The sequence below is a fragment of the Octadecabacter algicola genome (genome assembly GCF_021532625.1).
Lineage (GTDB): Bacteria > Pseudomonadota > Alphaproteobacteria > Rhodobacterales > Rhodobacteraceae > Octadecabacter > Octadecabacter algicola.
Map to the genome: position 1 here is coordinate 822,598 of NZ_JAKGAR010000001.1, position 24,987 is coordinate 847,584.

The window sequence follows — 24,987 nt, forward strand, 5'->3', positions numbered from 1 at the left end:
GAGCCATATGGGAGGAGACACCGATGCTTGACGCATGGGGTGATGGGAACGTTGCAGCACTTGCTGGAGCGTTCGGAGGGATACTGCTTGGTCTAGCGGCACGGTTAGGACGTTTCTGTACACTTGGCGCAATCGAAGACGTCGTTTACGGCGGCTCGGATTTGCGTATCCGGATGTGGGTACTGGCCATTGGCGCAGCAATTGTAGGCAGCTTTGGTCTTATCGGGCTCGGCCTCATTTCAGCGGAACAGTCCTTTTATCTTGCGCAGTCTTGGTCCCCCATCGCCACAATCGTCGGTGGTTTGGTGTTTGGCTATGGCATGGCCATGGCTGGCAACTGCGGTTACGGCGCGGTCGCGCGTTTGGGCGGTGGTGACTTGCGGTCTTTTGTTATTGTGGTGGTGATGGGGATCTCTGCCTACGCCACGCTTTCGGGTCCTGGTGCGGCGCTGCGTATTGCCGTCTTTCCGACACAAGCGAACGCCGACTCTCCGCAAGGAATTGCACACCTGCTAAGCGGGCTAACGAATGCCCCAGTATCGGCGATCGGAATACTGATTGGCCTTTTGATTATCGGCATCGCACTTTGGACACCTACCCTGCGTAGCAAGCCCAAAGAAGCCTTTTGGTCTGTGATTGTCGCGTTCGCGATTGTCAGCGCCTGGGCCTCCACGAGCTGGATAGCTGAAAATGGGTTTGATGGAACATCCGTCGTGAGCCACACCTTTGCTGCCCCCGTGGGTGAAACGATCTTTTACATCATGACATCCAGCGGCCAAACACTGAGCTTTGCGATCGGTTCCGTTGCGGGTGTTTGGGTCGGAGCATTCATCGGTAGCCTGATCAAAGGGCATTTCCGCTGGGAGGCTTGTGAAGACCCCCGCGAATTGCGCCGTCAGATTATCGGTGCGGCGATGATGGGTGTAGGCGCTGTTGTCGCTTTGGGGTGCAGTATCGGGCAAGGCCTGTCCGCATTTTCGCTACTGGCATTCTCTGCCCCTCTTGCCTTTGCATCCATTGCCGCGGGCTGCTGGATCGGTCTGCGCCATTTGATCGAAGGGTTCTTGCCAGCGGAATGAAATCAGGAGACACGCATTAACGCAGTATCCTAGTGCCAAACTGACGGCGGTAATGCGTTGTAATATTGCCTCACGTTCAAGGTGATGTGTTCCAAAGATTTTTGTGCCGTGGTTGTATGCTGGAGCGATCCGCCCGACGAGCCTACCATTGGCTTCTCGTTGATGACCCCAGTAAGTTCACATGATTAGGTTTCACTGTTCCACTTCCCGGCAAGTTTTGATTGCCGCAACCGCTCTGGCGGGTATTGGGACTGTCCTATCTGGCGAAGGTGAAGGTCCACAACAGCACGATCTTTTTGTCGATACATCAGTACTGGCGTCGCCAAACGCGAATGAGGTCGTCATCGACGTACCAAGTGTTTTTCATTGGTCGCGGTATCAAAAAGGCACCCTCGGAGAATTCACCTACACAATCTATCCCGACGGCACTGCCAAGATCATGTCTGGAACGGATCGGTTAATAGAAACGGCTCGGATCGAATGCGTCGCTGCCGTCATGTGTACCGTGGCAATGGCGAATGGTACTGCCTTTGAGGTTCCCGTTGGACAAGGGCTGCGCCCCACCGTTCCTGAAAGCATCGAAGCGGAAAGCACGGCCCAATATATCGCGCGTTGGATCCTGACCGGCACCGCGCCCGAAGTTGTTGAGCCCCTCCCCGTCGTTGAGCAAGACCAACCCGAGCTTCAACCAACCACACCAGAAACTCAAGCGAGCGCAAACACCGCAACCGAAGTGGAGGGCCCACCCACGGTTATCCCAACAAGTGATAGCGACATCCCCATCGAAGATACGGATCAATTCATCGCGGATGAGACATTGGAAAGCGACAATGAAACTGTGGCCGGTACTGACGAAAATACAACCGAGCCCCCTTTGGCTTCGCAAGACGCAGAAGACCCGACCGTGATCGATCAATCGGCTGAAAACGAGAGAGCGTCATCGGAAATTGAGTGCGATGTCGTCGATCCATTCTTCCCTGATCTTTGCACTGGCCCCAAGCCCCAGCAACAAGCGGTGGCCGAAGACATTGCGCCTCCGATTGCGCCACTCCGCCGCGAACCATCCAGTGTGTCCGTTCAGCCGGCTTCTGCAACTCTACCGGAGACAGAGACAGCCCAGCCACCGCAAGAAGAACGCTGGAGTTTTTCGGACCTTAATTGTTCCGTCACAGCGAGCGCGAGCCTCGCGTTCATTGAAGGAGGCAATGCTAAACCAAGGGTCAGCCTTGGGTGTGGAACCCAGCTAACAGATCGTCTGTCGTTCAGGGGTGCATTAATTGGCTACGCCATTCCGAGCCACCAAGAAGACTGGGATCCAGATTTTACCTACGCCTTTAACTATAAAGTAAATGACCGGATCAATCTGAGCTACAGCAACTACTCAGGTAGTTTTTCGGACAGTGGTGGCACCCTTGCCGGCCTCTTTGATGGAAACTTGCGTGCCAGCTATAAATTGCCGGACATCCGCTTACCAAATGACACACCACTTCCTTGTACTGCCAGTATGGGCTTACCCGACCCCACTACATCCAGTTTGAACCTGTCGTGCGGCTATTCAATTACACCAGACTTACGATTGGGGGCCACTGCCTATATCTATCTATCGGGAGAGCAGGACGAATTCAGCCCTGACTACAGCTATACTGTCAGCTACCGGATCAACGACACGTGGCGCCTGTCCTATAACAATTACAGCAACAACCGGTGGCCGTGGAATCGTGGAGATTCACCAAGCTCGGGGATCACAGGTGGCAGCTTATCATTGACCCATCACATCAGTTTCTAGCGCAGAGATCGAACGCGGTTTAACCTTTTAGGATCACACTTAGTTCGGTCAACTTTGCGCGGAACATTTCGGCAGTCTCCAAAACCGTCATGTCCTCGTGCCCCGTTTCATCAAGTTCGATTTTTCTGGCCCATTCCGCCATGTCCGGAAAACCGAGCGCCTGAGCGGCCCCCTTGAGCGAGTGAGCCTGTGCTCTGACCTCTTTGAAGTCGCCGTCGTCATTTGCACTTACAAGCTTTTCAATCCGTTCGCTCGAGTCTTGCAGGAACTTCCCTGCAAAGTCAGAAAGACCATCAAGCCCGAACATTTCCACAAGGTTCTTGTGTACGTCCGGCGCCATCAAATCGACGAGGGAGCGTGCCTCTTCAATCTGCGGTTTCGCCTTGGCTCGCTTTGGTTTTGAAGAGAACACGGGCCCTGAATTGCTCGAACTCAGATTGCCCGCAACGACATTCTCAATCGCTTTCTTGAGCTCTTCGTAAGGGATAGGTTTCGATAGAATCTTGTCGATCCCGACTTGCCCTGCTTCTTCTTCGATCGCATCCATAACGTGCGCAGTAAGTGCCAAGATCGGAGGGATTTGTTCGGCCGCCCACCGTTCGCGGATGTGACGTGTAGCCTCTAGGCCGTCCATCTTTGGCATCGCAATGTCCATTAGAACTAGATCGTACTTGTCCGGCGCAAATTTCTCGAGAGCGACACTGCCGTCTTCAGCCAAATCCGCGACGAGCCCCATTCGTTCTGCGTAAGTCAAAAGTAGCTTTTGGTTGATAATATTGTCTTCGGCTATAAGCACACGGGTCCCCTGAATTCCCTCAGGTGGAAGGTCGACTGGCGGGTTCAGCCCGTCGGCTCCGCTAACATTCTGCAGATCCACGGTTTCGATCTCAATTTCAAACCAGAACGTCGATCCCTCACCAAATGTGCTCTCAACCGATATTTCACCGCCGACACCATTGATAATGCGTTTACAGATCGCAAGGCCAAGTCCAGCCCCCTGTGCCGCAGCAGTCAAAGGATTTGATATCTGTGTGAAATCCTTGAACAAATTTGAAATGCCTTCGGCATCGATCCCAACACCGAAGTCCTCGACCTCAACGCGAAGAATGGTCTTACCGTCGTTGTCTTTCGTTGTCGCTTTGATAATAATTGGGCCATCAAAAGAATAGCGAATTGCATTGCTGACAAAGTTCGAAACCACTTGCCGGATGCGCGTTGCATCACCAAGAAATAGCCTTGGCACGCTGTCGCTGACTTTCGTAACGATCTGGCGGTCTGTTCCCGTTTCATGAGATGTGGCGAGTATTTTTACGCTTTCAATGAGCGCGCGAATATCCACGTTTTCTTCTTCGAACAGAAACACACCGGCTTCCATTTTTGAGAAATCCAGCACATCATTTACGATCTTACTTAGCCCGACGCCTGCCGTCTTAGCGTAGTTCAAAAGCTCCAGCTTTCCGGGTTCCTTTTCGTCCATTTCCAAAAGGTCAATCATCCCCAAAAGACCACCCAAAGGTGTTCTGATCTCGTGGCTCATAGTCGCAAGGAACCTGCTGCGCGCCGCAGATGCGGCTTCGGTCCGCTCGAGAGCCAGCCGGACTTCGGCTGTCCGTTCAAGCACGGCTTGTTCTAGATTTGAAGAGTACTCTTCAAGCTTTTGATTGGCTAAAAACAGGTCGCGGCTTTTCTCTTCAAGTAAAGCCTCTGCCTCGGCGCGGGCTGCCTTTTCTCTTTCGTATCTCTTTCTCGAGACGCGATCATCCGTGTTTTCTGTCATTGAATGGCCAACCTCATGCGGTCGTTGTCACGTCAAACGTTGTGGTGTTTTCAGCTGTCGGATGTGGCGTGCGAGAAATCTCGCCCTTCTCGTCAAAATGCTCCAGACATGCTTCGATCAAACCCTGACAAAACATATCCAGTGGACGCGGCGATGAATAGATCATCGACAGATGGCTGTCAGAATGACGTTCCGTATCAAAGCGCGGCAGTTCCGCATCCGGATACAGCTTTCGAACTTCAACGTGAATTTCCTGATCTACGGATTCAAGAAGCGCAAATGCGGACGTCTTATCCTTGAAAAACTCAGGGTAGTGTTCGATGAAAAAGGCCATCATCCAATGACCAAATTTGATCTGAAGCACCTCGGGACTAAGGCCAGAATGTTCGCTAAAAGCAACGACGATTTTCACCAATTCAGAACATGGATAATTGCCAACCGTGGTGAAGGCACCGTCATTTTCGAGATCGGCTTTATCAAGAACGTTGTCGACTGCCTCCTCACCGAATGCATCTTCGGCCATTTTCAAAAGCTCGACAAAAACAACACCTTTCATTCCATACTCCTAACCTGATTTGGTCTGATGACACATGGCCGCTATGCCTGCCACAACTGCTTCTTACGAATTTAGAGTAGTTTGCACATAAGGTTGCGCAAACTCAAGATCGATAAACAAACGGTCAAGAATGAAGGCCCAACGGACGTGCACGCGATTGTACCCGCGTTTTCACCTCCCCCCACCTATGGCGAAAACCTACTGCAACGTGAAAGCTGCAAATTGCCACAATTTCCCCGTGTCCCCGTCTAATTTAGCGGTCATTATCAAAGGGCCTTTATATCGGAACCGCCGGTATTCTTTTGGCGGTTTATTGCAAAGCGTTTTATTGGGGATTGATCTAGGTGCGCGAACAGATTGAAGTGATTGTCGCTGAGGACAACATTGTGCAACGCGCATATATGTGCCGTCTGATCGAGAGCATTGGCTTCACATCTCTTAAACTTATTGAAGCAGAAGACGGGCAAGCCGCCTTAGAGTTGCTAAAGACGACGCGCGCTGAAATCCTGATCACAGATTATGAAATGCCATTTCTAAATGGTGTTGAGCTCACCCGCGCCACCCGTTCTTTAGATCTAGATCACTATGTTCATATCATTCTCGTCACGGGAACTGAAACGGATGGTTATGATGTTCGCGCTGACGCTTTAAACGCTGGGGCCGATGATTTCTTGGCCAAGCAGCATGATCAGTCTGCACTCAAGGCGAGACTAAAAACGGCCATGCGCCTCATCCGTCACGGCAAGGAACTGGAAGAGCAGCACAGGGTGCTGAAAGAGGCCAACGACCGGATCAACGAAGATCTAGCCGCCGCCGCCCATGCCCAACGCGATCTCTTGCCGGACATCAACACCAACATCCTCGGCGCCGATATTGCGTCTGCCTTTGTGCCGTCTTCTGTGGTGTCAGGCGACATGTTCGGATGCTTTCCGTTGAACGACAGTCAAATAGGATTCTATGCGGTTGATGTGTCGGGGCACGGCATTCGCGCGTCCCTTTTGTCTGTCGCGATCGGTTACTTAATCACACCGGAATTTTTTACAAAATCGGTTCTGGACGATGACGGGACGCCCCGTCCGGCGCGCCTGGTGCGTGAATTGAATCAACGCTTCTGCACCGATGCCCATGACGATTATTTTACGATGTTTTGCGGCGTGATGGATACGCAAAGGGTTAAGCTGTTTTACTGTCAGGCCGGATATCCATCGCCTTATTACGTTGATGCAAGGGGCCATGTGACGCCTATTGGCGACGGCGGGTTCCCTGTGGGGATGTTCAGTGGCGTGGACTATGAAGATGGGAATATCGACGTCGATCTGGACGGAATGCTTCTGTGCTGTTCGGATGGTGCATTTGAGGCTGAAAACGATGAGGGCGTCCCCTTTGGTGAGCAGCGGATCGAAGCGATCGTTAAAGAGATTTACCACGAACCGGCTGACAAGATCCCTGGCAAAATCATTCAGGCATTGGCCGACTGGCGCGGACTTGAACCACTAGAAGACGACCTAACGGTGGTCGCTGTCAAAAGGAATAAACTATGATCCACTCAACCCAGACTGATGGCGGCATTACAGTCGTTCGACCAGGCGTCGAACGACTAACTGCAATCAATTCAAAAGCGTTCAAGGACGAAGTTGTTGCATTGATCGACGCTGGTAGCAGCGAGTTAATTATCGATTTCACAAGCACGACATTCCTTGATTCATCGGGCCTTGGCGCTCTTGCAGGTGTCCTTAAGAAAATCGGCCACCGCGGCGAATTGGCTGTCTGTGGATTGGGCTCAGAAGTAATGCAAATGTTCAAGATTTGCAGAATGGACAAGGTGTTTTCAATCTACCCTGACGAAGCTGCAGCCATTCGGGCGTTGAGTGAAAAATCGTGATCTCAGAAACGTTCTATTTGGATCATAACCTCGAGAGCATTGATCCAATGGTACAGCTCTTGGTCGCAGCGGCAGAGAGTTCTTTGTCGCAAGATGTGCTTGGCCGCTTTGGCATTTGCACAAGCGAAACATTAACCAATCTTGTGCTACACGCAAAGAACTGTGCGCCGGACGCAAAAATACAGATAACTCTACGCGATACGGAGAACGCGGTGTTTCTGGAAGTATTTGACCCAGAAGGCGCCGCCCCTTTTGATCTTCGCAAATACGCCACAGATTTGTCTGAAATCGATGTCATGGCAGAAGGTGGTCGCGGATTAGGGCTGATCATGGCCTGCGCTGATCACGTCGCCTATGGGCGCGTCGACGGCAAATACAGACTGGAATTGACGTTTAGTAAGTAGACACGCTCGGCTGATGGCGAAGTAGCCCGCGAGAGTTTTGGAGAGAGTGATGAAGATTTCAACGTTCACAAATAAGCTAATGGCCCCTCTTGTGGCTACTGCTTTTGCAATGGTGTCAACGACCGCGGTCTCGCAAGAGGGGGCAAACACGTTAGACCTTCAGCAGATCACGATCGACAATGTCACTGTGGACGGCGCTGAATTTAATTCGGTTACGATCACGTCACAATCCCCGCTTACGATCGAATACGGCGGCGTGTCGACCATGCGCGAATGCGAACGTGGAATTGGCGATGCGTCCACCGTTCATTTTGGTCGCAATGGCGTCCTGACTGAACGCGAGTTTGAGATGGCCAATGTAGCATGGTCCTATTTCGAGCGGTATTTTCAAGAAGAAACCGGCTTGGTTAACGCCGTTGGCAACTACCCGTCGACAACGCTTTGGGACACGGCGTCCTACATCAGCGCCATGGTGGCAGCCTATGAACTATGTGTGATCGACAAACGCGAATTCGACACCCGTGTCACTCGCCTGACGAACACATTGCGCAACCTTGATCTTTTCCGCGGTGAAGCGCCCAACAAGGTCTACAACACCCAGACCGGCGCCAAAGTAAACTACGCCAACGAAGAAGGCGAAGTTGGAATGTCCGCCTTGGACATTGGACGTATGCTTGTTTGGCTGCGCATCCTCAAAGAACGCCATCCGCATTTGGCAAATAGCGTCGACAACATCCCGATGCGCTGGAATTTCTGCAATCTGGTGAGCGATGACGGCCGCATGTACGGCTCGTTTGTTCAAGGCGATGGTGAAATCCGTTACGTTCAGGAGGGCCGTCTGGGTTACGAGGAATACGCCGCTAAAGGATTCGCTCTTTGGGGTTTTGACGTGCCGCGCGCGTTGTCACCCGAACCTTTGAATTACACGACGATTTATGGGATTGATGTGCCATACGATGGGCGCGATCCGCGGATTTTTAAGAACCAAAACTACGTCTTGACCGAAGGCTACATCCTAGACGGGCTTGAGCTGGGTTGGGATCTTCCGACTGATCGCTCGGGCGATGGGATGACGGCCTCGCATGGATGGCGCGCAGAGTTCGCGAACCGTATCTATCTTGTCCAGCAGCGTCGCTATGAGCAAACCGGCATCATCACCGCTCGCTCCGAGCATCAGGTCGATGGGCGCCCCTACTTCGTGTACGACTCCATCTTTGCAGATGGCTACGCTTGGAACACGCTTGACCCGACCGGCGAATACCAACCAGACCGCGCGGCTGTTGCAGCTAAGGCGGCTATCGGACTTTGGGCGCTTTGGGACACCGATTACACGGACCTTCTTTTTGAAACCGTAGCCGATTTGTATGACCCTGAACTTGGGTTCTTCGAGGGCCTTTATGAGAACGGCAACGGATACATTCCTTTGCAGACAGCCAACAACAATGGAATCATTCTCGCCGCGCTTTTGTATAAGGTCCAAGGACCTATCCTGCAGCAAACGAGCGATAACACGCAATACTGGGACACCGCTTATGCCGGAACCGATTTGCGTGACAACAAGTGCCACCCGCGCCAAATGGAAGAGGTCGTCAACTGCTGCAATTGTGCTGGCGTTGAGATCCCACCCGTGATCCCACTTGAAGAATTCACCTACTGTCGCCCAGTTCCTACCGGCGGCGAAACAGCGGCGACTGACTGCGGCACCGAGGAGCATAACTTCCCTCTTCCAGAGCCGCGCGCCGTTTTGCCCCAGTCTTGCAGCTTGCCTCAATAGGATAGAATTATGAGTTCTTCCAAGCCAAGAATGGTCTGGTTTGATGCCAATCGTGTGTTTGCAGCGATGGGCGTCGTTCTGATCCATTCAACGACCGATTTCGGCGGCAAACCATTTGAGAACGCGGAACCCGCAGAACGTTTGGGCCCGATATTTCTACGTTCGATTGGCGAATTTTCGGGTTCCGAGATGTTCTTTCTGTTCTCACTCTTTTTAATGGCGCTACGGGTGGATCGGAAACTCCCCAGCTATCGTGAAACCGTATTGACGCAGGCACAGCGGCTTCTAGTGCCCTTTGTCTTCTGGGTCGTGTTCTACGCGTTCTTTCGCCTTTTGAAGGCTGATACGTTCAATTATTCGGACTACATATGGGCACAGGTTTCGGACCTAAAAAACTGGTATGGCTATTTCTTACTTGGAAAAGTGCAATATCACATGCATTTCCTGCCAACCCTGTTCGCCCTATTCTTGTTCTATCCGATGATGCGTGGGGCCACGCGCTACCCGATTTTTGGCCTGACATTGTTCCTGACCCTCGGGATTATGAACAACACTCAAGGTTTCATCTGGGGTTTGGATCTCAACCCAGATCTTCGCGACTACATAATCCGAGCGATTAAGATCTTTGGCTACGTTGGCTACGGTTTTGCGGCATTCGCGCTTTATGGGATTTGGAAAGACGGCGTACCACGCGGCGAAAGCCGGCTGATGCGGCGTTTCGGACTATACTTCGCAGGATTGGCCTATGTTGCTACGCTACCGTTCTTTGCGACTGCGTGGCAAACTGGTGACTGGGGTGTGCGAAGCGGTTGGGATTTCTACGGTCATTTCTTGATGCCCATCTGCATTTTCCTAATCTTCATGGGCGGGCAATTTCTTGATTGGTCACCGCGCTGGTCAAACTTGGCGAAGTATTCGTTTGGTGTGTATCTGGTGCACCCCGCAGTCATCGACCTGTTTGACATCGCCCTTTTCAAAAGCGGCCTATCTGGTGACATATCCCCTACGGTTATCGTTCTGTTGCGCTACGCCGTGGCGTTGCCGGGGTCGTTTGCCGTTGCTTACGCGCTTTCCAAGATTGGTGTTCTCGCGTGGACCATTGGCCTTGGCGCACCGCCTTGGGAATGGCGCCAAAAGAGGGAGGGCCAGACGTGATCCAAGACGACTATTTTCTTAAGTTCGAAGACCGGACCCCGCCCCCGCCTTTAGACTACAATCCGTGGCGCGAAGCGCTTTGGCAGTTTCTGGCAGTCCTCGCTTTGGTGATCGGAGCTTGGTATATCATTTGGCGTTGGAACGGGTCGCTGAACCCAGATGCGATGTGGTTTGCCGTCCCCCTAGCCATTGCGGAAACCTGCGCCTTTATCGGGATGATCTTATTCGTTTTCAATCTTTGGAAAGACGATCCCATCAAGATCGAAGAACCTCCTGCTTTGTTAAAGGATGTCGTAGAAAGCCACCCAGAAGGCGACCGTCACCTTTCGGTTGATGTAATGTTTGCGACATATGACGAAGACCCAGAATTGGTCCGACTGGGCATCTTGGATGCCAAAAAGATGACTTACCCGCATCCGATTGATGTGCGCATCCATGTTCTTGATGATGGTCGTCGCCCTGAAATGAAGGCGGTCACCGAAAGCGAAGGCGCGAACTATATTTCCCGCACGACCAATGAAGGTTTCAAAGCGGGTAACTTGCGTAATGCGATGGAACAAACGCATGGTGATTTCCTTGTGATTTGCGATGCGGACACACGGCCTTTCCCAACAATGTTGGAACACACTCTCGGATATTTCCGTGATCCTAAGATGGCATGGGTTCAAACGCCGCAATGGTTTTATGACCTACCCGAGGGCGAACGCCTGCCACAAAAACTAGAACGTCGTTTCGGCGAACGGGGACAGAAGTTCGGTAAGGGGATTGAACGAGTGTTTGGCCCTGTCCGCGTCGGCGAAGACCCATTCGTGAACGATCCAAAGATGTTTTACGACGTCATTCAAAGACGCCGTAACCGTGCAAATGCGTCGTTCTGTTGTGGTGCAGGTTCGATCCACCGCCGTGAGGCCGTGATGATGGCAGCGTTGCGCAGCTTTGGTTCTAAGGTTGAACAGCGGACTTGGGATGTTGAAGAGGTCGTAACCGTATCTTCCAAAGAACGTGAACTCGCCCCCGACCTGATGGAAGCCATCAAGACTGAGGCCGCAGCGACTGAAGCCCTCACACCATATAAGTTCCACGTCTCAGAAGACATCTACACATCGATCGTCCTCCACTCTGATCGTGAAAGTGGGTGGAAATCAAAGATGCACCCGATCGTCGAAAGCAAAATGCTGTCCCCTCAAGACTTGCTGACATGGACGGTTCAACGTTTCAAATACGCAGGCGGCAGCCTTGATATTCTAGTTAATGACAACCCGATCTTTCGCAAGGGTCTGACGTTTGGGCAGCGCATGATGTATGCGACAACGTTCTACTCATACCTGGCACCGCTGTGGAACATCATCTTTCTGCTGGCGCCAGCAATTTATTTGTTCACCGGAATTTCACCTGTTGCCGCCTATTCCGCAGAATTTTTCTTTCACCTCATTCCTTTCCTCGTCACGCTTGAACTGGCGATTATGGTGGGGACTTGGGGTATTGCCGGCTATGCTCCGAAGGCCAGTTATCTTGCGTTTTTCCCGCTTGGTCTCAAGGCGATTTATACCATTGCGCGGGGTGAAAAGGTCACGTTCAAGGTCACGCCGAAGGTGCGCCAATCAGGCAACTTCCTTGGGTTGGTATGGCCGCAGATCGGAGTGCTCGTATTAACCGGTTTGGGCGCTGTGTACGCCATTGGCGCCCTTATTTCAGGCGCCACGGATCATTCCATCAGCGGTGTCGTAGCCAACATCATGTGGGGCGTAAACAACTGCCTTGCAATGGCAGGCATGATCGCAGCCGCAATGTGGCAACCCACCAAGACAGAAAAGGAGAGCTAAATGAGCTTTCGTGAAAATATCATCAAAGCACGCGGCAATTTGATCTTCTTGGCTGCATTAATCTGTGGTCTGTTGCTGGTCACGACTTTGGAAAGAAACATGCCATCCACACCCGAAACCGCGGACGGTGCCGACGCGCCTACCGAAGTATCCGCCCCAATCGCGATAGCCGCCCCCATCACGGCCTTTGACGAGGTTGAACCTTTGCCATTGGCCAACACAGGGGAAAGCAAACCGAATGATCTGGACTACGCCCGCATCGCGTGGCGGTATTTCGAGAACAACACAAACCCAGACACGGGCCTTGTGAACTCCGCCGACCAATATCCATCCACAACGATGTGGGAAACGGGTTCTTATTTCATTGCTGTTATCTCGGCCGATCTATTGGGGATCATCGAAACAGAGGAAGCCGTTGCGCGACTATCTTTGGCGTTGGACACGTTGGCAGACATTCGTCTCTTCGACGATATGCTCCCGAACAAAGCTTACAATACGCGCACAGCCGAACTTGTGGACTATTCCAATCAACCCGTGGAACGCGGGCTGGGTTGGTCGGCGCTCGACATCGCACGGATGGTCGCCGCAATGAACCATGCCGAACAAAGCTACCCTGAGTTGGCCGTAAAGGTCGACGCAGTGGTTGATCACTGGGATCTAGACCAGATGGTAGAGAATGGCGAACTGATTGGTGGCAATATCGCTGACGGTAGCCTGCGTCGTGATCAAGAAGGTCGCGTGGGCTATGGCCAATACGGTGCCAAAGCCATGATGTTGCGTGGTTTTGACATGGTTCTTGCATATGACGCAGAAGCCCACTTGATGGTTCAGTCCGTTGATGGCCAGCCGATACCGGTTGATGATCGCTTGCACCGCAACATCACCCCGGCCTTTACCGTCTCAGAACCATATGTTTTCGATGGTTTGGAGTTCGGGTTCGACTACAGATCTCACCGGTTCGCGACGGCAATTTATCAGGCCCAAGAAACACGTTTCCGCGAAACAGGGCAACTTACTGCGGTCAGTGAATCCCATCTCGATGAAGCCCCTTACTTTGCCTATTCGACCATTTGGGGCGGTGGTGCACCTTGGGCGGTAATGACGTTCAGTGGCGATCGCATCGACAGCAAACGGACAGTTACGGTCAAGACTGCATTCGCTTGGGATGCTCTTTTCGGGACAGAATACACTGCCGAACTTGTCGATGCCCTGTCTGATTTGGGCGATCCTGATCGCGGCTGGCCAGAAGGTATTTATGAAATCGATGGGGCAGTAAATGGCTCGGTAACAACCAACACCAATGCCGTGGTTCTGGCATCTCTCGCTTTCAGGGCGTTCGGGCCTTTGTCGCGCGTAAATCAGTGAGATCCGGGATGAGGAGGTTCATCCAACATGGCCTCACGGCTTTGATACTTTTAGGTGGTGCTAGCCAAGGTCAGGCCACCCCCTGCGTTGGGAACGACTTTACGATACCGCTTGCGGGGGCCACGAATGTCACGACCCATGTCGCCGACGTTCCCTCTCCCCGCTTTCCCGGCCTCTGGCAAGAAGGAACAAAAGACGGTTTTGACTATTTTCTGTTTGCCAACGGGGACGCCACCCTACACGCCGGCGAAGACAGCGAATGGCGCATTTCGTTCACTTGTGATGACGGGTCGAGCGAATGTACTTTTGACACAAGTGGCTCACCGCCAGAACCGGCGATGCAAGTTGCCGAGCAGTTGAAGCAGTGTCTTCAGAATGGTGAAATAACCGCCCTCGCCGCCGAACCGGAAGAGGCGATCATTGAAGCCGAAACGGAAGAAGAAAGCCCCGTTAGCGATACGGACATAACTCCCCCCGCCAGCCAAACCGCTGAAGCCTGCGGCGAAGAAACAATCGATGACGATAATCTCACCCGAAAATTGCAACGTATGTTGATCTTGGCAGGCGCCGACCCCGGCCCTGTTGATGGTATCTTTGGGGACATGACAAACGTCGCTTTGGTAAGCGTGCTTGGTGAGCCTGCGCTTCTACTCTCAGCGGATGACGCGATTGGTGCGATCCAAGATCTGATCTGTCCGCCCTCGCCCTAGTTGGCGTAAAAAATGATTGTGACGGGCCGCCAAATCTTGGCGCTCGCAATTGGATCACTTTGATCCCCAACGAAGCCCCCGCAAAACACAGACAAACTCTACTAAAAGCGACTTCTAGAACACTTGAAAATGGGGTGGTGGCGGACAGACAGGGATTCGAACCCTGGAGACGGTCTCCCGCCTACACACTTTCCAGGCGTGCGCCTTCGACCACTCGGCCACCTGTCCGTAGGGGGGCGTTTAGCCAATAATGGGTGGGCTTTGCAAGGCCCCTTTGTACGAAAAATGTTTTATTATCAGCCGTGGCGCATCTGCCGCGAGGCAATGAAGAAAAGAAGCCCCAAAACCAGCTCTGAGAAGGCGGCGATCAGAATGGAAAATCCAGCTGTTCCGCTCAGGTAATGAAAGACGCCCGTAGCTGCGACACCGCCCCAGACCCCTGCCCCGATCAGGCATAAAGTTGATGCAACCGGCCCAGCCGAAAGTCCGCGAGCCGCCCAGATCAATGCGCCCAAACCTACGACCACAGGGCTGAGCCGTTGTGCGGCAAATGCCATGTCTGGCGTGGCGTCCGGCACATAGAGGGACAGATAAAGCAACGGCGCAAAGACTAACACCAGACCTAGTAGGGCGGCAAAGATGCCAACGACGCTCATCAACGGACGATACATCAGTTTTCCAAATGCAGGTAAACGCGGCGGTTTTGCTTACCCTTCTTTTCGACTTTGCCAAGACGAACAGTTCCGATTTCGGAGGTGTAACGCACATGGGTCCCACCACAAGGCTGCAGGTCAGCGGTATTTTCGCCTTCGCCGATCCGAACAAGACGCACGCGCCCTGCCCCTTTGGGTGGCTGCACTGACATGGTTTTGACCAACCCGGGGTTAGCGGCCAGTTCCGCATCCGTTATCCATTCGGTCGATATCTCAAAATCGCATGCGATGAGCTTGTTCAAAGTAGCCTCGAGTTCCGCTTTGTCTTCTGGGGCCTCAGGCATGTCAAAATCAAGCCGCCCCTTATCCGCTCCGATGGAACCTCCGGTCACAGGCAGTGGGATCACGACAGACAGCAAATGCAGCGCTGTATGGACACGCATATGACGGTGACGGCGTTCCCAATCGAGCGACTGTATCACTTGACCACCAACCGGTGGCAGAGGGTTGGGCTCTGCAGGCACAAGAATAATACTTCCACCTTCTCCTTTGACGGTGGTCGCAATGTCGATCTTGCCGCCTGCCCACGTCAATGTTCCGGAATCCCCAGGCTGGCCGCCGCCAGTGGGGTAAAAGATGGTCTCATCCAGAATGATCCCACCCTCATCTGTAACCGCAAAGACATCTGCGGAGGCATCACGTTTATAGGCGTCGTCGATAAAAAGCGGCTTACTCATGTGTCAGGCTTTTCTTTTGGTGGTGATTTCTTTGCTGGCTTACGCGCCGGTTTTGCGCCAAAGTCCAAGGCCTCTGGATTGCGGAACCAGATATCGCGCTGGCCGAACGGGATTTCTATGCCTTCTTCGACAAAGCGTTTTGCAATCGCGTGGTTCATTTCTGATTTAACGCTGAGCACGTAGTTCACATCCCGCAGGATCGCTCTGATTTCAAAATCAAGGCTGTCCGCGCCAAACCCTTGGAACACCACGGACGGCGGCGGGTTCAACAGGACCATTGGGTTCGCCTCTGCGATCTCTTTGAGGATCCCCGTAACCATTTCGGTATCAGTGCCGTAAGCCACACCAACCGGAACGATAACCCGCCCGACATTGTTGCCGCGCGTCCAGTTTGTCACTTGATTGCTGACCAAGTCCGCGTTCGGCACGATGACGTCTGTGCGATCGAAAGTTTCGATCCGTGTGGAGCGCACAGAGATGTCGCGCACATAACCCATCTGCCCGCCAACCTCGATCCAGTCGCCTTGACTGATCGGACGTTCGATCAAAAGAATGATACCAGACACAAAGTTCGACACGATGTTCTGAAGACCGAAACCAATGCCAACAGATAGAGCACCTGCGACAATCGCAAGGCCGCTTAAGTCAATACCGGCGGTGGTGATCGCAACAATCGCCGCCAAGAAAATGCCTATGTACCCCATGCCGGACACAACCGCATTTTGCCCACCTGCATCCATCTTGGTGCGCGGCAGAACCGTTGAACGCAGCGCGCCCTGCAGCAAACGGGTAATCGTGTAGCCAACAACAAAGACTACAGCGAGCAAGAGAAAGCTTGTTGGGGATATCTGGGTATCTCCGATTGAGAAACCTTCCCTGAAACGCGTCCAAAGCTCGGTGATGTCTGTCACTTGCGCGCCCCAGATCAAGGCCAGAACCGGCACGGACACGAGGATCAACAAGAACCCGATAAGAACTGGAATAAGCGCGTCCTGCGCACTGTTTTCCCGCTTAGATAGCAGTGTATAGGCGTCCACTGACAACCGTTGGAGCAAGATCAAGACACCAAGCACATAAAGTGTTTGCGCGGCGGGCTCTGTGATCATTTCAAACGCGTTGGAATATCCAAGGGCTGCAAAGATGAGCCCCGCAATTGCAGCAATCATCAAGCCACGACTGATGATCGCGCGCAGCGCCACCCGAAAGGATCGCGGCGCATCCTCAGCTTCGGGTGCTGATGTTCGCCTCAATACATGGCCCAGCCAATAAAGCGTCCACGCCAACAGCACTCCGACAGGGAACAACAGAACCGCACTAACAACCGTGCTCAAAGCATTGGCATCGCCGTAAGACTGCACCAAGCCAAACACCATCAACAGATATCCCATCGTGATAAAACGCCGATGTGCACGGGCCGATGTTTCGGGTTCTATGTTGAGCGGATGGGTTTCCGGCGCTGAATTGGTCGGCATCAAGTGACCCGCCAGCCAATGAGCAAGGATCGGGAACAACGCCAAGCTCGGAATCGCGTCAACTACGACTGTCGTGCGACGACCTAGCATTCCCGTCGCGCCAAGCGCTTCGGCCAATGCCAACACCCCAAGATACGGCAGAACGACCTGCCCCAAAGACAAAGCAAAGTCCCAGACGCCCTGCCCCCGCAGCGATTGCGCGCCAAATAAACCCGACACCCAACGACCCCCCGCACGTCCGCGCGTGATCAAAACCAATGCTGCAACGAGCAAGGCCAATATCGCTGGGAGATTGTTTAGTAACGCCGTCTGACGACTGGGGTTTTCGACCTCTCCGGTGATTTCGGCACCAATAGACACAAAGGACGTCTTTACCGCCGTCCATGCGGTGGACCAGCCAGACGGCACCAAGGGGGATTGGGATCGTTCAGTGAATTCATCGGTTTGACGATCACGCAGCGTTGTGTCGATTTCACCGATTAGGCCGTCCGCCTGCGCATGGGCCTCAGCTGCAAGGATCACAGGTGCTTGAAGTTCTATCAGTTGCGATGACAGCGTTGCCCTGCGTGCTGTGACGGTCACGTCTTCATCCGTGCCATCTTCGGGCGCATCTCCTAAGGCCGCGATTTGAGATTGCACAGTATCAATCCGTCCGGCGTTGACCGATTGAAGATCAAGAAACGTATCGCGCCAATCTGCCAGTTCAGAGCGCAATTCGCCGAGAACCGAATTAGACGTTAGCCCGCTTTCAACTGCAACTTCGACACGACCTGCTAGGGCTTCCCACTCTGCCTGATTGGCAAAAGTGTCCGCCAGTTGCGTTACCTCGGCTACAGTCGCATCGGTCGTTTCGACGTCAATAACGCCATCATCCTGCGCAAAGAGCGGAACAGCCCAAAGCGCAACCAGAAGAACAAGAACCCGTTTCATACGTCTTCAAATACCGTTGGGATCACGGCCGGTTCTTTGTCCAACCAGCTTGGTACAGGAAGACCCTTTTCGCGCAGGAAATCCGGATTATACAGCTTTGACTGATACCGCGTGCCATAGTCACAAAGGATCGTCACAATCGTATGTCCCGGCCCCATTTCTTTGGCCATGCGCACAGCCCCAGCGATATTAACACCGGAAGACCCCCCAAGGCACAGGCCTTCGGTTTGCAGGATGTCGAAGACGTAGGGCAACGCATCCTTGTCATGGATGTTGTAAGCATAGTCCGGCTTCAGGTCCTCGAGGTTCTTGGTAATCCGGACCTGCCCGATCCCTTCATTGATTGACCCGCCGTCGGTCATGTTCAATTCGCCTTTGGTGTAGTAGTTATACAGCGCGGCACCGTCTGGATCAGCGATGCCGATTTTCACGCCCTTTGGCTGCAAGGCCATTGCGACGCCCGCCAAAGTGCCACCTGATCCAACCGCACAGATGAACCCATCAATCTTGCCGCCGGTTTGCTCCCAAATCTCGGGGCCTGTGGTTTCGATATGGGCCTGACGGTTCGCTACATTGTCAAACTGGTTCGCCCAGACCACGCCTTCGTTTGTTGTGCGCGCCAGTTCTTTGGCCAAACGTTCTGAATAGCGTACAAAGTTATTGGGGTTGCGGTACGGCGCGGCTGGGACTTGAACCAGTTCGGCCCCCGCAAGGCGCAACATTTCTTTCTTTTCCTCAGACTGGGTTTCAGGAATGACGATCACCGTCTTGAACCCCATCGACGCGCCAACAAGCGCCAGACCGATGCCTGTGTTACCCGCTGTGCCTTCAACGATCGTCCCGCCGGGGCGCAGCTCGCCTTTGGCGATGGCATCCTTGATGATGTAAAGCGCTGCGCGGTCCTTAACTGACTGACCCGGATTCATGAATTCCGCCTTGCCCAAAATCTCGCATCCAGTTTCTTCGGACGCGGCGCGCAGGCGGATGAGTGGCGTGTTGCCGACGGTTTCGGCTAAATCGGATCGGATTGTCATATTGGAGCCTTTCACATTTGTAATAAGGTGTAGGCGACAGGTCGGCGGCCTTCAAGCAGCAGCGCGCAAACGGTCACGATTTCGTGCCAGCCAATGCCCCACGACCAGAAGCGGCAAAAGCCGGAATTTACCGGCATTCAAGGCCTCATCAAAATCGACCCAGTCCATAACATAAGACTGGATGTCCTCATCTTCCGCATCTTCACCGCCGCGCCCTTCGGCCCCGTCGGGCAGATCACACAGGCCAACATACAGGTAAAAATGTTCGGTCGTTGTGCCCGGACTAGGATAAGCCGCAGAAACACAGGTGAGGTCGCGCAAGGTGATGCCTGCCTCTTCTTTCGCTTCGCGAATTGCGGCCTCTTCCGGGGTTTCGCCGGGATCGATTATTCCGGCAACCGGTTCGATCGTCCAAGGGTTCGCGTCCCCGCGTAGATAGGCACCCGTGCGAAACTGTTCGACCAGTAAGACACGATCACGAACAGGATCGTAGGGCAGTACAATCGTTGCATCGACCCCGACGAAAACCGCACGATTAACAGGTGCCGACATCGCCCCATCAAAACGGCGAAACGCGAGATCCACCTCTTCGACATTAAAAAAACCCGCATATCGGTTTTGCGACTTTAGCAGGGTCACATCACCCTGCACCATGTCGCCGCGCCCGACTGCTGCATTGTGTGCTGTATTCTTGGCCCGCAAATGGGACGCTGCCCGCGCCATCATCTGCCGGTACCTACGGCCCATTGCCTCAGCGGGAGTATGATCGATCCCTGACATAGCCTCGCGGGCTGTCAGGGTCGTCAATTCCCCCATTGCGGTAATCCAACCGTCACGATCCCAGCTTTCGGCTGGGGACCACAGGCCTGGCTCAGGAAGATAGGCTGTCGCCTCGCGGGGTTGTTGGTCCGCGTCGAGCACCACAAATTCCATGCGTTCGTAGCCAAATGCTTTCTCGTAATAATCCAGCCGCGATAGCGCTTCGTCACTTAGCCCCGAAACAATCACGCCTTCTGCGACGCTGCCCTTAGCCTCGTGCATGATCGGAAACACCTGCCCCTCAACACGGCTTACCTTGAAGTCGACACGCGTCGCGAACGTGACACGCTCGCGTACCTGAGAATCGCCGCTTACCACCTCCAAGAGTGGCATGTGCAACAATGTCCCAAATAGAAACAGGTCCATTAGGTGAACCTTTTGCCAAAGAATTCAACGATGAGACCCGCGCCAATCCCACCAATCAGCAATGTGCTAATGATCTCAGATGTCATAATCATTTCGCCGTGTTCCACGAACATCTCAAAGACTGCAGTCACAGCTTCACCGGGGCCGTCATAGCGGCGGCGCAGGGATTGATCGACCATCACAATGGCTGAGTTAAAGAAGTTCGCCGTTACGACCATCGCAATTGTCGCCGTTAGTCCGTAGCTGAAGGCCGCCGTGTAGCCAGTTCCTGCCCGCGATCCAGCAATCGTCCACCCGACCCATAAACCAAACACGGTGTTGATTTCTTGGAACCAACCTAAGTTGGTGCCTTCGGGAAACAGCGGCACAATCAAGATCGTCGTGTACCACGCAAGCGCCCCATAAAGGAATGCCCCAACCAGTCGTCCCATCGTCGGCATAGTACTGCTCCTTCGGCTTCGCAGGATACCGGACAAATTCCACCAATCTACGTCAGCTGTGTCAGGTCATAGCGATTTACATTCCTTCGCAAATACCCCCCCGCAAGCCCCCCGCGCAAGAGGCGAGGTAAAAGTTCCGCGATCTAGTGAGGTTTCGAATACGATTTTTGCGTCTTTGTTTTCTGCACTATGAGGCAAAAAGTATCTCTTTTACGCTGTGCCATCCGCTTAAGCGTCCCTCGCCTGATAGGCGCTGAGCGCGCGCGCGCGCCCTTCTGCTAGGTCTACCACAGGTTCAGGATATGGGTCATCTTTTGTCATCCCCCATCCCTGCGGGATTGCTTGATAGTATGACAGCGACGTCTCTGATGGGTTTTTTTGCCCTTCGGCAATCCAGCAGGCTGCGTATCCCCCTTTGGGGTCAAACTTGCTTAGCTGTGTAACGGGATTGAAAATTCGAAAAAACGGTGACGCATCCGGCCCTGACCCAGCGGCCCATTGCCATCCCATTGCGTTGCTCGCGGGGTCCCAATCAATCAGGCAGTCCTCAAACCATGCCTGCCCGATCCGCCAATCGGTCATCAGATGCTTGGTCAAATAGGATGCAACAATCATACGGCCGCGATTGTGCATAATCCCTGTCACATACATCTGGCGCATGGCCGCATCGACAAACGGCACGCCTGTGCGGCCTTGTTTCCATGCGATGACATCTGCTGTGTCTTGAGTGTTCCACGGAAAGCTGTCCCAGCCGGCTTTCCAATTGCTGTCCAAAATATGCGGCGTGTGATGCATCAGATGGTAGGCAAACTCGCGCCAAACAAGTTCTTTGCAAAAGACTTCGGCACCTGACACCCCGCGGTGGATCGCTGCCCAACCAGCATGCCAACAGGTCGCGGGGCCGATTTCCCCATAGGTCAGGTTTTCTGACAGGCCCGATGTCCCATCCACGCTTGGATGATCACGATCTGTCGGGTAATCGGCGGCCTTGTGTTCGATAAATTCCGCCAACCGGTCTTGCGCGGCCGCCTCGCCTACACACATATGAGGCGCAAGCACAGACGCGCCGCGTTTCATTGCGGCTCCCATTTCCCAATCCGCCAGATCATCGCTCGCGGGGAAGGTTTGAGGGGCAAAAACCTGTGACGGTGCAGGTACAGGTGACGCAACATCGCGGCTGCGTACGGCCTTCCACATTGGTGTGAAGACCTTGTAAAACCCGCCCGTTTTCGTCTCGACCGTCCAAGGCTCAAACAACAAATGCCCGGCAAAAGACCGCGCCTCAATGTCGTTTGATTTGAGAGTAGACTTGACCTCTGTGTCGCGGATTTTTGCGACGGGATCATAAAGCCTGTTCCAGTAGACGGCCTTTGCCCCAGTTTCGGAAATCAGTTGGCGCAAAACCTCCAAGGCATCACCACGCCGTAAGACTAACTGCGACCCGAGGTCCCCGAGCGTTTTTGCAAAGACACGTAAGCCTTCGCCAAACCGAAATTTAGCGGCAGCCCCAAGACCGTCTATTGACGCATCGTTGATAAAAACAGGAATGACCGGCCGGCCCGACGCAAGTGCTGCATTTAATGCGGTATTGTCCGCCAAGCGTAAATCACGTCGAACCCAATAGATGACCGGCTTCATATTATTCCTTAAGCATTTACATCAACGACCACACGGCCCCGAACCTGCCCTTTCAGAATATCACGGCCCAAGGCTGGCAGATCGGACAGAACTGCAGGTTGCACCATCGCATCCAGCTTATCCATCGGCAAATCCTTGGCAATCCGTTCCCACGCGCGCAGACGATTGTCATAGGGCTGCATCACACTGTCGATGCCGAGCAAGTTAACACCGCGCAGCAGGAACGGAATAACCGTCGCCGGAAGCCCTGCACCACCGGCCAAACCAACTGCCGCAACTGACGCCCCGTATTTCATCTGGCCAAGAACGCGTGCCAGCATTTCACCGCCAACAGCATCCACGCAGCCGCCCCACGTCTCCGCCTCAAGCGGGCGTTTTGTGGTTTCATTCAATTCTTCACGGGCCACGATCTGGGTCGCACCAAGTGATTTCAGGTAATCAGCGGTTTCAGGCCGCCCCGTGACGCCTGCAACCTCATGCCCAAGACTGGCCAAAATAGCTGTTGCGACCGAACCAACGCCACCCGCAGCCCCTGTTACCAAAACAGGACCGTCTTTGATGCCGTGATCCTCAAGCGCCATAACGGCCAGCATCGCAGTGAAACCCGCCGTCCCGACTGCCATTGCCTGCTTTGTGTCCAAGCCGTCTGGCAGAGGCACAAGCCAATCCGCCTTGACGCGCGCCTTTTGGGAATAGCCACCCCAATAGGCCTCACCGACACGCCAGCCTGTCAAAACGACCTTGTCACCGGCCTTGTAGCGTGGGTCATCAGAGGTTTCGACGGTGCCCGCAAAATCGATACCCGGCACATGCGGGTAGTTGCGCACCAGCCCGCCGCCTGGCCCAATGCACAACCCGTCTTTGTAGTTCACTGTGGAATATTCGACCGCGACCGTCACATCGCCCTCAGGTAAGCGATCTTCGCCGATCTGCTGAACAGATGCGCTTGTTTTACCGTCGTCGTTCTTCTCTACCACCAAAGCATTGAACATGTGGTGTCTCCTCTAACTGTCTAAATCCAAAAGGTTTCGTTCACGACCGCCGGAAACACTCCGGCTTGTGTGACGACATCTACGTCTGTCTTTGCGTCCCAATGGGTCATGCGAACCATGCCGATTGCGACGTTCGTTTCAAAATCCGGCGACCTTGCGGATGAGGTCACGGCCCCAACCTGCATTTGCCCGTCCATGATGGGCCAAGCTCGATCGCACGGCGGCAAATCGCCTTCGATCCTTAGTGCGCGAACCTGTTTTACAGGCCCTTCTTTGGACACCCGCAACAGCGCATCGCGCCCAACACAGCCAATTGCTGTTTGTGTAGAACAAAACCGTCCTAGGCCCGCTTCGTGGGGGGTATTATCCCGGTTCATGTCATTGCCGTAAGATAATAGGCCGCCTTCGATCCGTTCAATCAAGTTCGGGCAGCCCGCATGGACATCCAAATCACGCCCAGCTTCCATCAAAGCATTCCAAAGCGGCATACCGTTTTGGGTCCCCTCGACATACACTTCAAAGCCGCCTTGTTTGGAATAGCCCGACCGCGCAACAACCATCTGTTGGCCTTGAAAATCAAATCGCCCGTAGCGGAAGAACCGCAGGTCGCGCACGGCGTCACCAAAAACACGCGCTGCCAGCTCATCTGCTTTGGGTCCTTGAATGGCCAAGGGGGAAACATCGGGTTCATCCACAAGAACATCTAGACGAAGACCGTAGGCCAAACCCTTGATCCAGTATAATAAATCACTGTCAGCAATCGACACCCAATAGCGGTCTTCATCCAGCATCACTGCAACAGGATCGTTAAGCATTCCGCCCGTCTCATCGACCATCGGCACGTAGTAACACATGCTAGGGAGCATCGCGCGCAAATCACGCGGCGTGAGCATTTGCATCAGCCGCCCCGCATCAGGCCCGCGAATTTCAACCTGACGCTCGACAGCGACATCCCAAACCTGCACCGCTGATTTCAGGTGATGGTAGTCTTCGACCACGGACCTAAAAACAGTGGGCAATAACATGTGGTTATAGACCGTATATCCCTTAACCCCCGCGGCCTCTACGCCGTCAGAAAACGGTGTGCGGCGCAAACGGCGCGATCCTGCAATTGTTGCCATATCTTAGGTCTCCGGCATAAATACGATATCTGTGTCCATCGTTGCGCGCCCCATCCCAGTGAGCATGGCATGAACCTGTCCTCGATGATGGGTTTGGTGATTGAACATATGCATGATGGCTAACCCACGCGGGTTGCGGAACGTTTTGGCGAAAATTTTGGAGTCCCAAACGACTTCGCCTTGCATGTCTGCATTGCTTAACGTTTCGGTCCAATCGATTAGCTGCTGGTCGAATGCTGCCCTTTCACGGGACCAATCTGCGGAAAGGCGATCGGTATCCTCGTCTGGGGAATCCGGGACGCGGATTTTGGGATCAACACGGTTCACCCACAAACGATCCGCCCATAGGATATGATCAAGTGTAGCCAAAATTGACCCAAAGAAGGCCCCGCGATCTTCGCGCAGTTCATCCTCAGTCAAGGCATCAACATGATCCCTCAAGCTATTGTTTTGCCATTGATTATACTGCGCCAT

General features: G+C 53.6%; 22 protein-coding genes and 1 tRNA gene. 10 read left to right on the forward strand and 13 right to left on the reverse strand.

Annotated elements, in window-relative coordinates; genetic code table 11:
- The first annotated feature begins 23 nt into the window (after positions 1-23).
- Together L0666_RS04000 and L0666_RS04005 are read left to right on the forward strand one after the other, a co-directional pair.
- On the forward strand, positions 24-1,079 hold the full coding sequence (locus L0666_RS04000; protein ID WP_235258989.1) for a YeeE/YedE family protein: 1,056 nt from the start codon (positions 24-26) through the stop codon (positions 1,077-1,079).
- 217 nt (positions 1,080-1,296) lie between these two features.
- Positions 1,297-2,865, forward strand: coding sequence for a hypothetical protein (locus L0666_RS04005; RefSeq protein ID WP_235258991.1), 1,569 nt, complete (start codon positions 1,297-1,299; stop codon positions 2,863-2,865).
- 19 nt (positions 2,866-2,884) lie between these two features.
- Here the strand turns inward: L0666_RS04005 and L0666_RS04010 are convergent, their stop codons facing one another.
- Positions 2,885-4,642, reverse strand: coding sequence for a response regulator (locus L0666_RS04010; protein WP_235258998.1), 1,758 nt, complete (start codon positions 4,640-4,642; stop codon positions 2,885-2,887).
- Positions 4,643-4,655: 13 nt separating this feature from the next.
- The gene (locus L0666_RS04015) at positions 4,656-5,198 is read right to left on the reverse strand and encodes a heme NO-binding domain-containing protein (RefSeq protein WP_235259000.1); all 543 of its coding nucleotides are present in this window, start codon (positions 5,196-5,198) and stop codon (positions 4,656-4,658) included.
- Between the two features lie 344 nt (positions 5,199-5,542).
- Between L0666_RS04015 and L0666_RS17345 the strand changes: the two genes are divergently transcribed.
- The 8 genes from L0666_RS17345 to L0666_RS04055 are packed head-to-tail and all read left to right on the forward strand — an operon-like array spanning position 5,543 to position 14,311.
- Positions 5,543-6,739: a PP2C family protein-serine/threonine phosphatase gene (locus L0666_RS17345; RefSeq protein WP_235259002.1), complete on the forward strand. Its 1,197-nt coding sequence runs from the start codon at positions 5,543-5,545 to the stop codon at positions 6,737-6,739.
- Complete coding sequence (locus L0666_RS04025; protein WP_235259004.1) at positions 6,736-7,080, forward strand: STAS domain-containing protein; 345 nt, start codon at positions 6,736-6,738, stop codon at positions 7,078-7,080. Before L0666_RS17345 ends, L0666_RS04025 begins: the two co-directional genes overlap by 4 nt.
- Positions 7,077-7,484 carry an ATP-binding protein gene (locus L0666_RS04030; RefSeq protein WP_235259006.1) on the forward strand — a complete coding sequence of 136 codons (408 nt, stop codon included), beginning with the start codon at positions 7,077-7,079 and terminating at the stop codon, positions 7,482-7,484. The genes L0666_RS04025 and L0666_RS04030 overlap by 4 nt, the downstream gene beginning before the upstream one ends.
- 49 nt (positions 7,485-7,533) lie before the next feature.
- The gene (locus tag L0666_RS04035) at positions 7,534-9,258 is read left to right on the forward strand and encodes a DUF3131 domain-containing protein (RefSeq protein ID WP_235259008.1); all 1,725 of its coding nucleotides are present in this window, start codon (positions 7,534-7,536) and stop codon (positions 9,256-9,258) included.
- Positions 9,259-9,267: 9 nt separating this feature from the next.
- On the forward strand, positions 9,268-10,413 hold the full coding sequence (locus L0666_RS04040; RefSeq protein WP_235259015.1) for an acyltransferase: 1,146 nt from the start codon (positions 9,268-9,270) through the stop codon (positions 10,411-10,413).
- Positions 10,410-12,236: a glycosyltransferase family 2 protein gene (locus tag L0666_RS04045; RefSeq protein ID WP_235259017.1), complete on the forward strand. Its 1,827-nt coding sequence runs from the start codon at positions 10,410-10,412 to the stop codon at positions 12,234-12,236. The genes L0666_RS04040 and L0666_RS04045 overlap by 4 nt, the downstream gene beginning before the upstream one ends.
- Positions 12,237-13,601, forward strand: coding sequence for a DUF3131 domain-containing protein (locus L0666_RS04050; protein ID WP_235259019.1), 1,365 nt, complete (start codon positions 12,237-12,239; stop codon positions 13,599-13,601).
- Between the two features lie 8 nt (positions 13,602-13,609).
- Positions 13,610-14,311, forward strand: a complete 702-nt coding sequence (locus L0666_RS04055) for a peptidoglycan-binding domain-containing protein (protein WP_235259027.1) — start codon at positions 13,610-13,612, stop codon at positions 14,309-14,311.
- 138 nt (positions 14,312-14,449) lie between these two features.
- On the opposite strand, the gene L0666_RS04060 is transcribed toward L0666_RS04055, so the two are convergent.
- From L0666_RS04060 to L0666_RS04110, 11 genes are all read right to left on the reverse strand, one after another.
- A tRNA-Ser gene (locus L0666_RS04060) sits at positions 14,450-14,539 on the reverse strand.
- 68 nt (positions 14,540-14,607) lie between these two features.
- Positions 14,608-14,982, reverse strand: a complete 375-nt coding sequence (locus L0666_RS04065; protein ID WP_235259029.1) for a hypothetical protein — start codon at positions 14,980-14,982, stop codon at positions 14,608-14,610.
- Positions 14,982-15,701 carry an alanyl-tRNA editing protein gene (locus tag L0666_RS04070; RefSeq protein ID WP_235259031.1) on the reverse strand — a complete coding sequence of 240 codons (720 nt, stop codon included), beginning with the start codon at positions 15,699-15,701 and terminating at the stop codon, positions 14,982-14,984. The genes L0666_RS04065 and L0666_RS04070 overlap by 1 nt, the downstream gene beginning before the upstream one ends.
- Positions 15,698-18,103 carry a DUF3772 domain-containing protein gene (locus L0666_RS04075; RefSeq protein WP_235259033.1) on the reverse strand — a complete coding sequence of 802 codons (2,406 nt, stop codon included), beginning with the start codon at positions 18,101-18,103 and terminating at the stop codon, positions 15,698-15,700. Before L0666_RS04075 ends, L0666_RS04070 begins: the two co-directional genes overlap by 4 nt.
- Positions 18,100-19,137 (reverse strand): cysteine synthase A, encoded by a 1,038-nt coding sequence (locus L0666_RS04080; RefSeq protein WP_235259035.1) that lies wholly within the window; start codon positions 19,135-19,137, stop codon positions 18,100-18,102. Before L0666_RS04080 ends, L0666_RS04075 begins: the two co-directional genes overlap by 4 nt.
- 51 nt (positions 19,138-19,188) lie before the next feature.
- Positions 19,189-20,322, reverse strand: a complete 1,134-nt coding sequence (locus L0666_RS04085; RefSeq protein WP_235259037.1) for an NUDIX domain-containing protein — start codon at positions 20,320-20,322, stop codon at positions 19,189-19,191.
- Positions 20,322-20,762 (reverse strand): TrgA family protein, encoded by a 441-nt coding sequence (locus L0666_RS04090; RefSeq protein ID WP_235259045.1) that lies wholly within the window; start codon positions 20,760-20,762, stop codon positions 20,322-20,324. Before L0666_RS04090 ends, L0666_RS04085 begins: the two co-directional genes overlap by 1 nt.
- 228 nt (positions 20,763-20,990) lie before the next feature.
- Positions 20,991-22,400 (reverse strand): cryptochrome/photolyase family protein, encoded by a 1,410-nt coding sequence (locus tag L0666_RS04095; protein WP_235259047.1) that lies wholly within the window; start codon positions 22,398-22,400, stop codon positions 20,991-20,993.
- Positions 22,401-22,408: 8 nt separating this feature from the next.
- A complete protein-coding gene (gene acuI / locus L0666_RS04100; protein WP_235259053.1) occupies positions 22,409-23,392 on the reverse strand; it encodes an acryloyl-CoA reductase in 984 nt (327 codons plus the stop codon).
- 20 nt (positions 23,393-23,412) lie between these two features.
- The gene (locus L0666_RS04105; RefSeq protein ID WP_235259054.1) at positions 23,413-24,513 is read right to left on the reverse strand and encodes a dimethylsulfoniopropionate demethylase; all 1,101 of its coding nucleotides are present in this window, start codon (positions 24,511-24,513) and stop codon (positions 23,413-23,415) included.
- Between the two features lie 3 nt (positions 24,514-24,516).
- On the reverse strand, positions 24,517-24,987 hold the full coding sequence (locus tag L0666_RS04110) for a DinB family protein (RefSeq protein ID WP_272492160.1): 471 nt from the start codon (positions 24,985-24,987) through the stop codon (positions 24,517-24,519).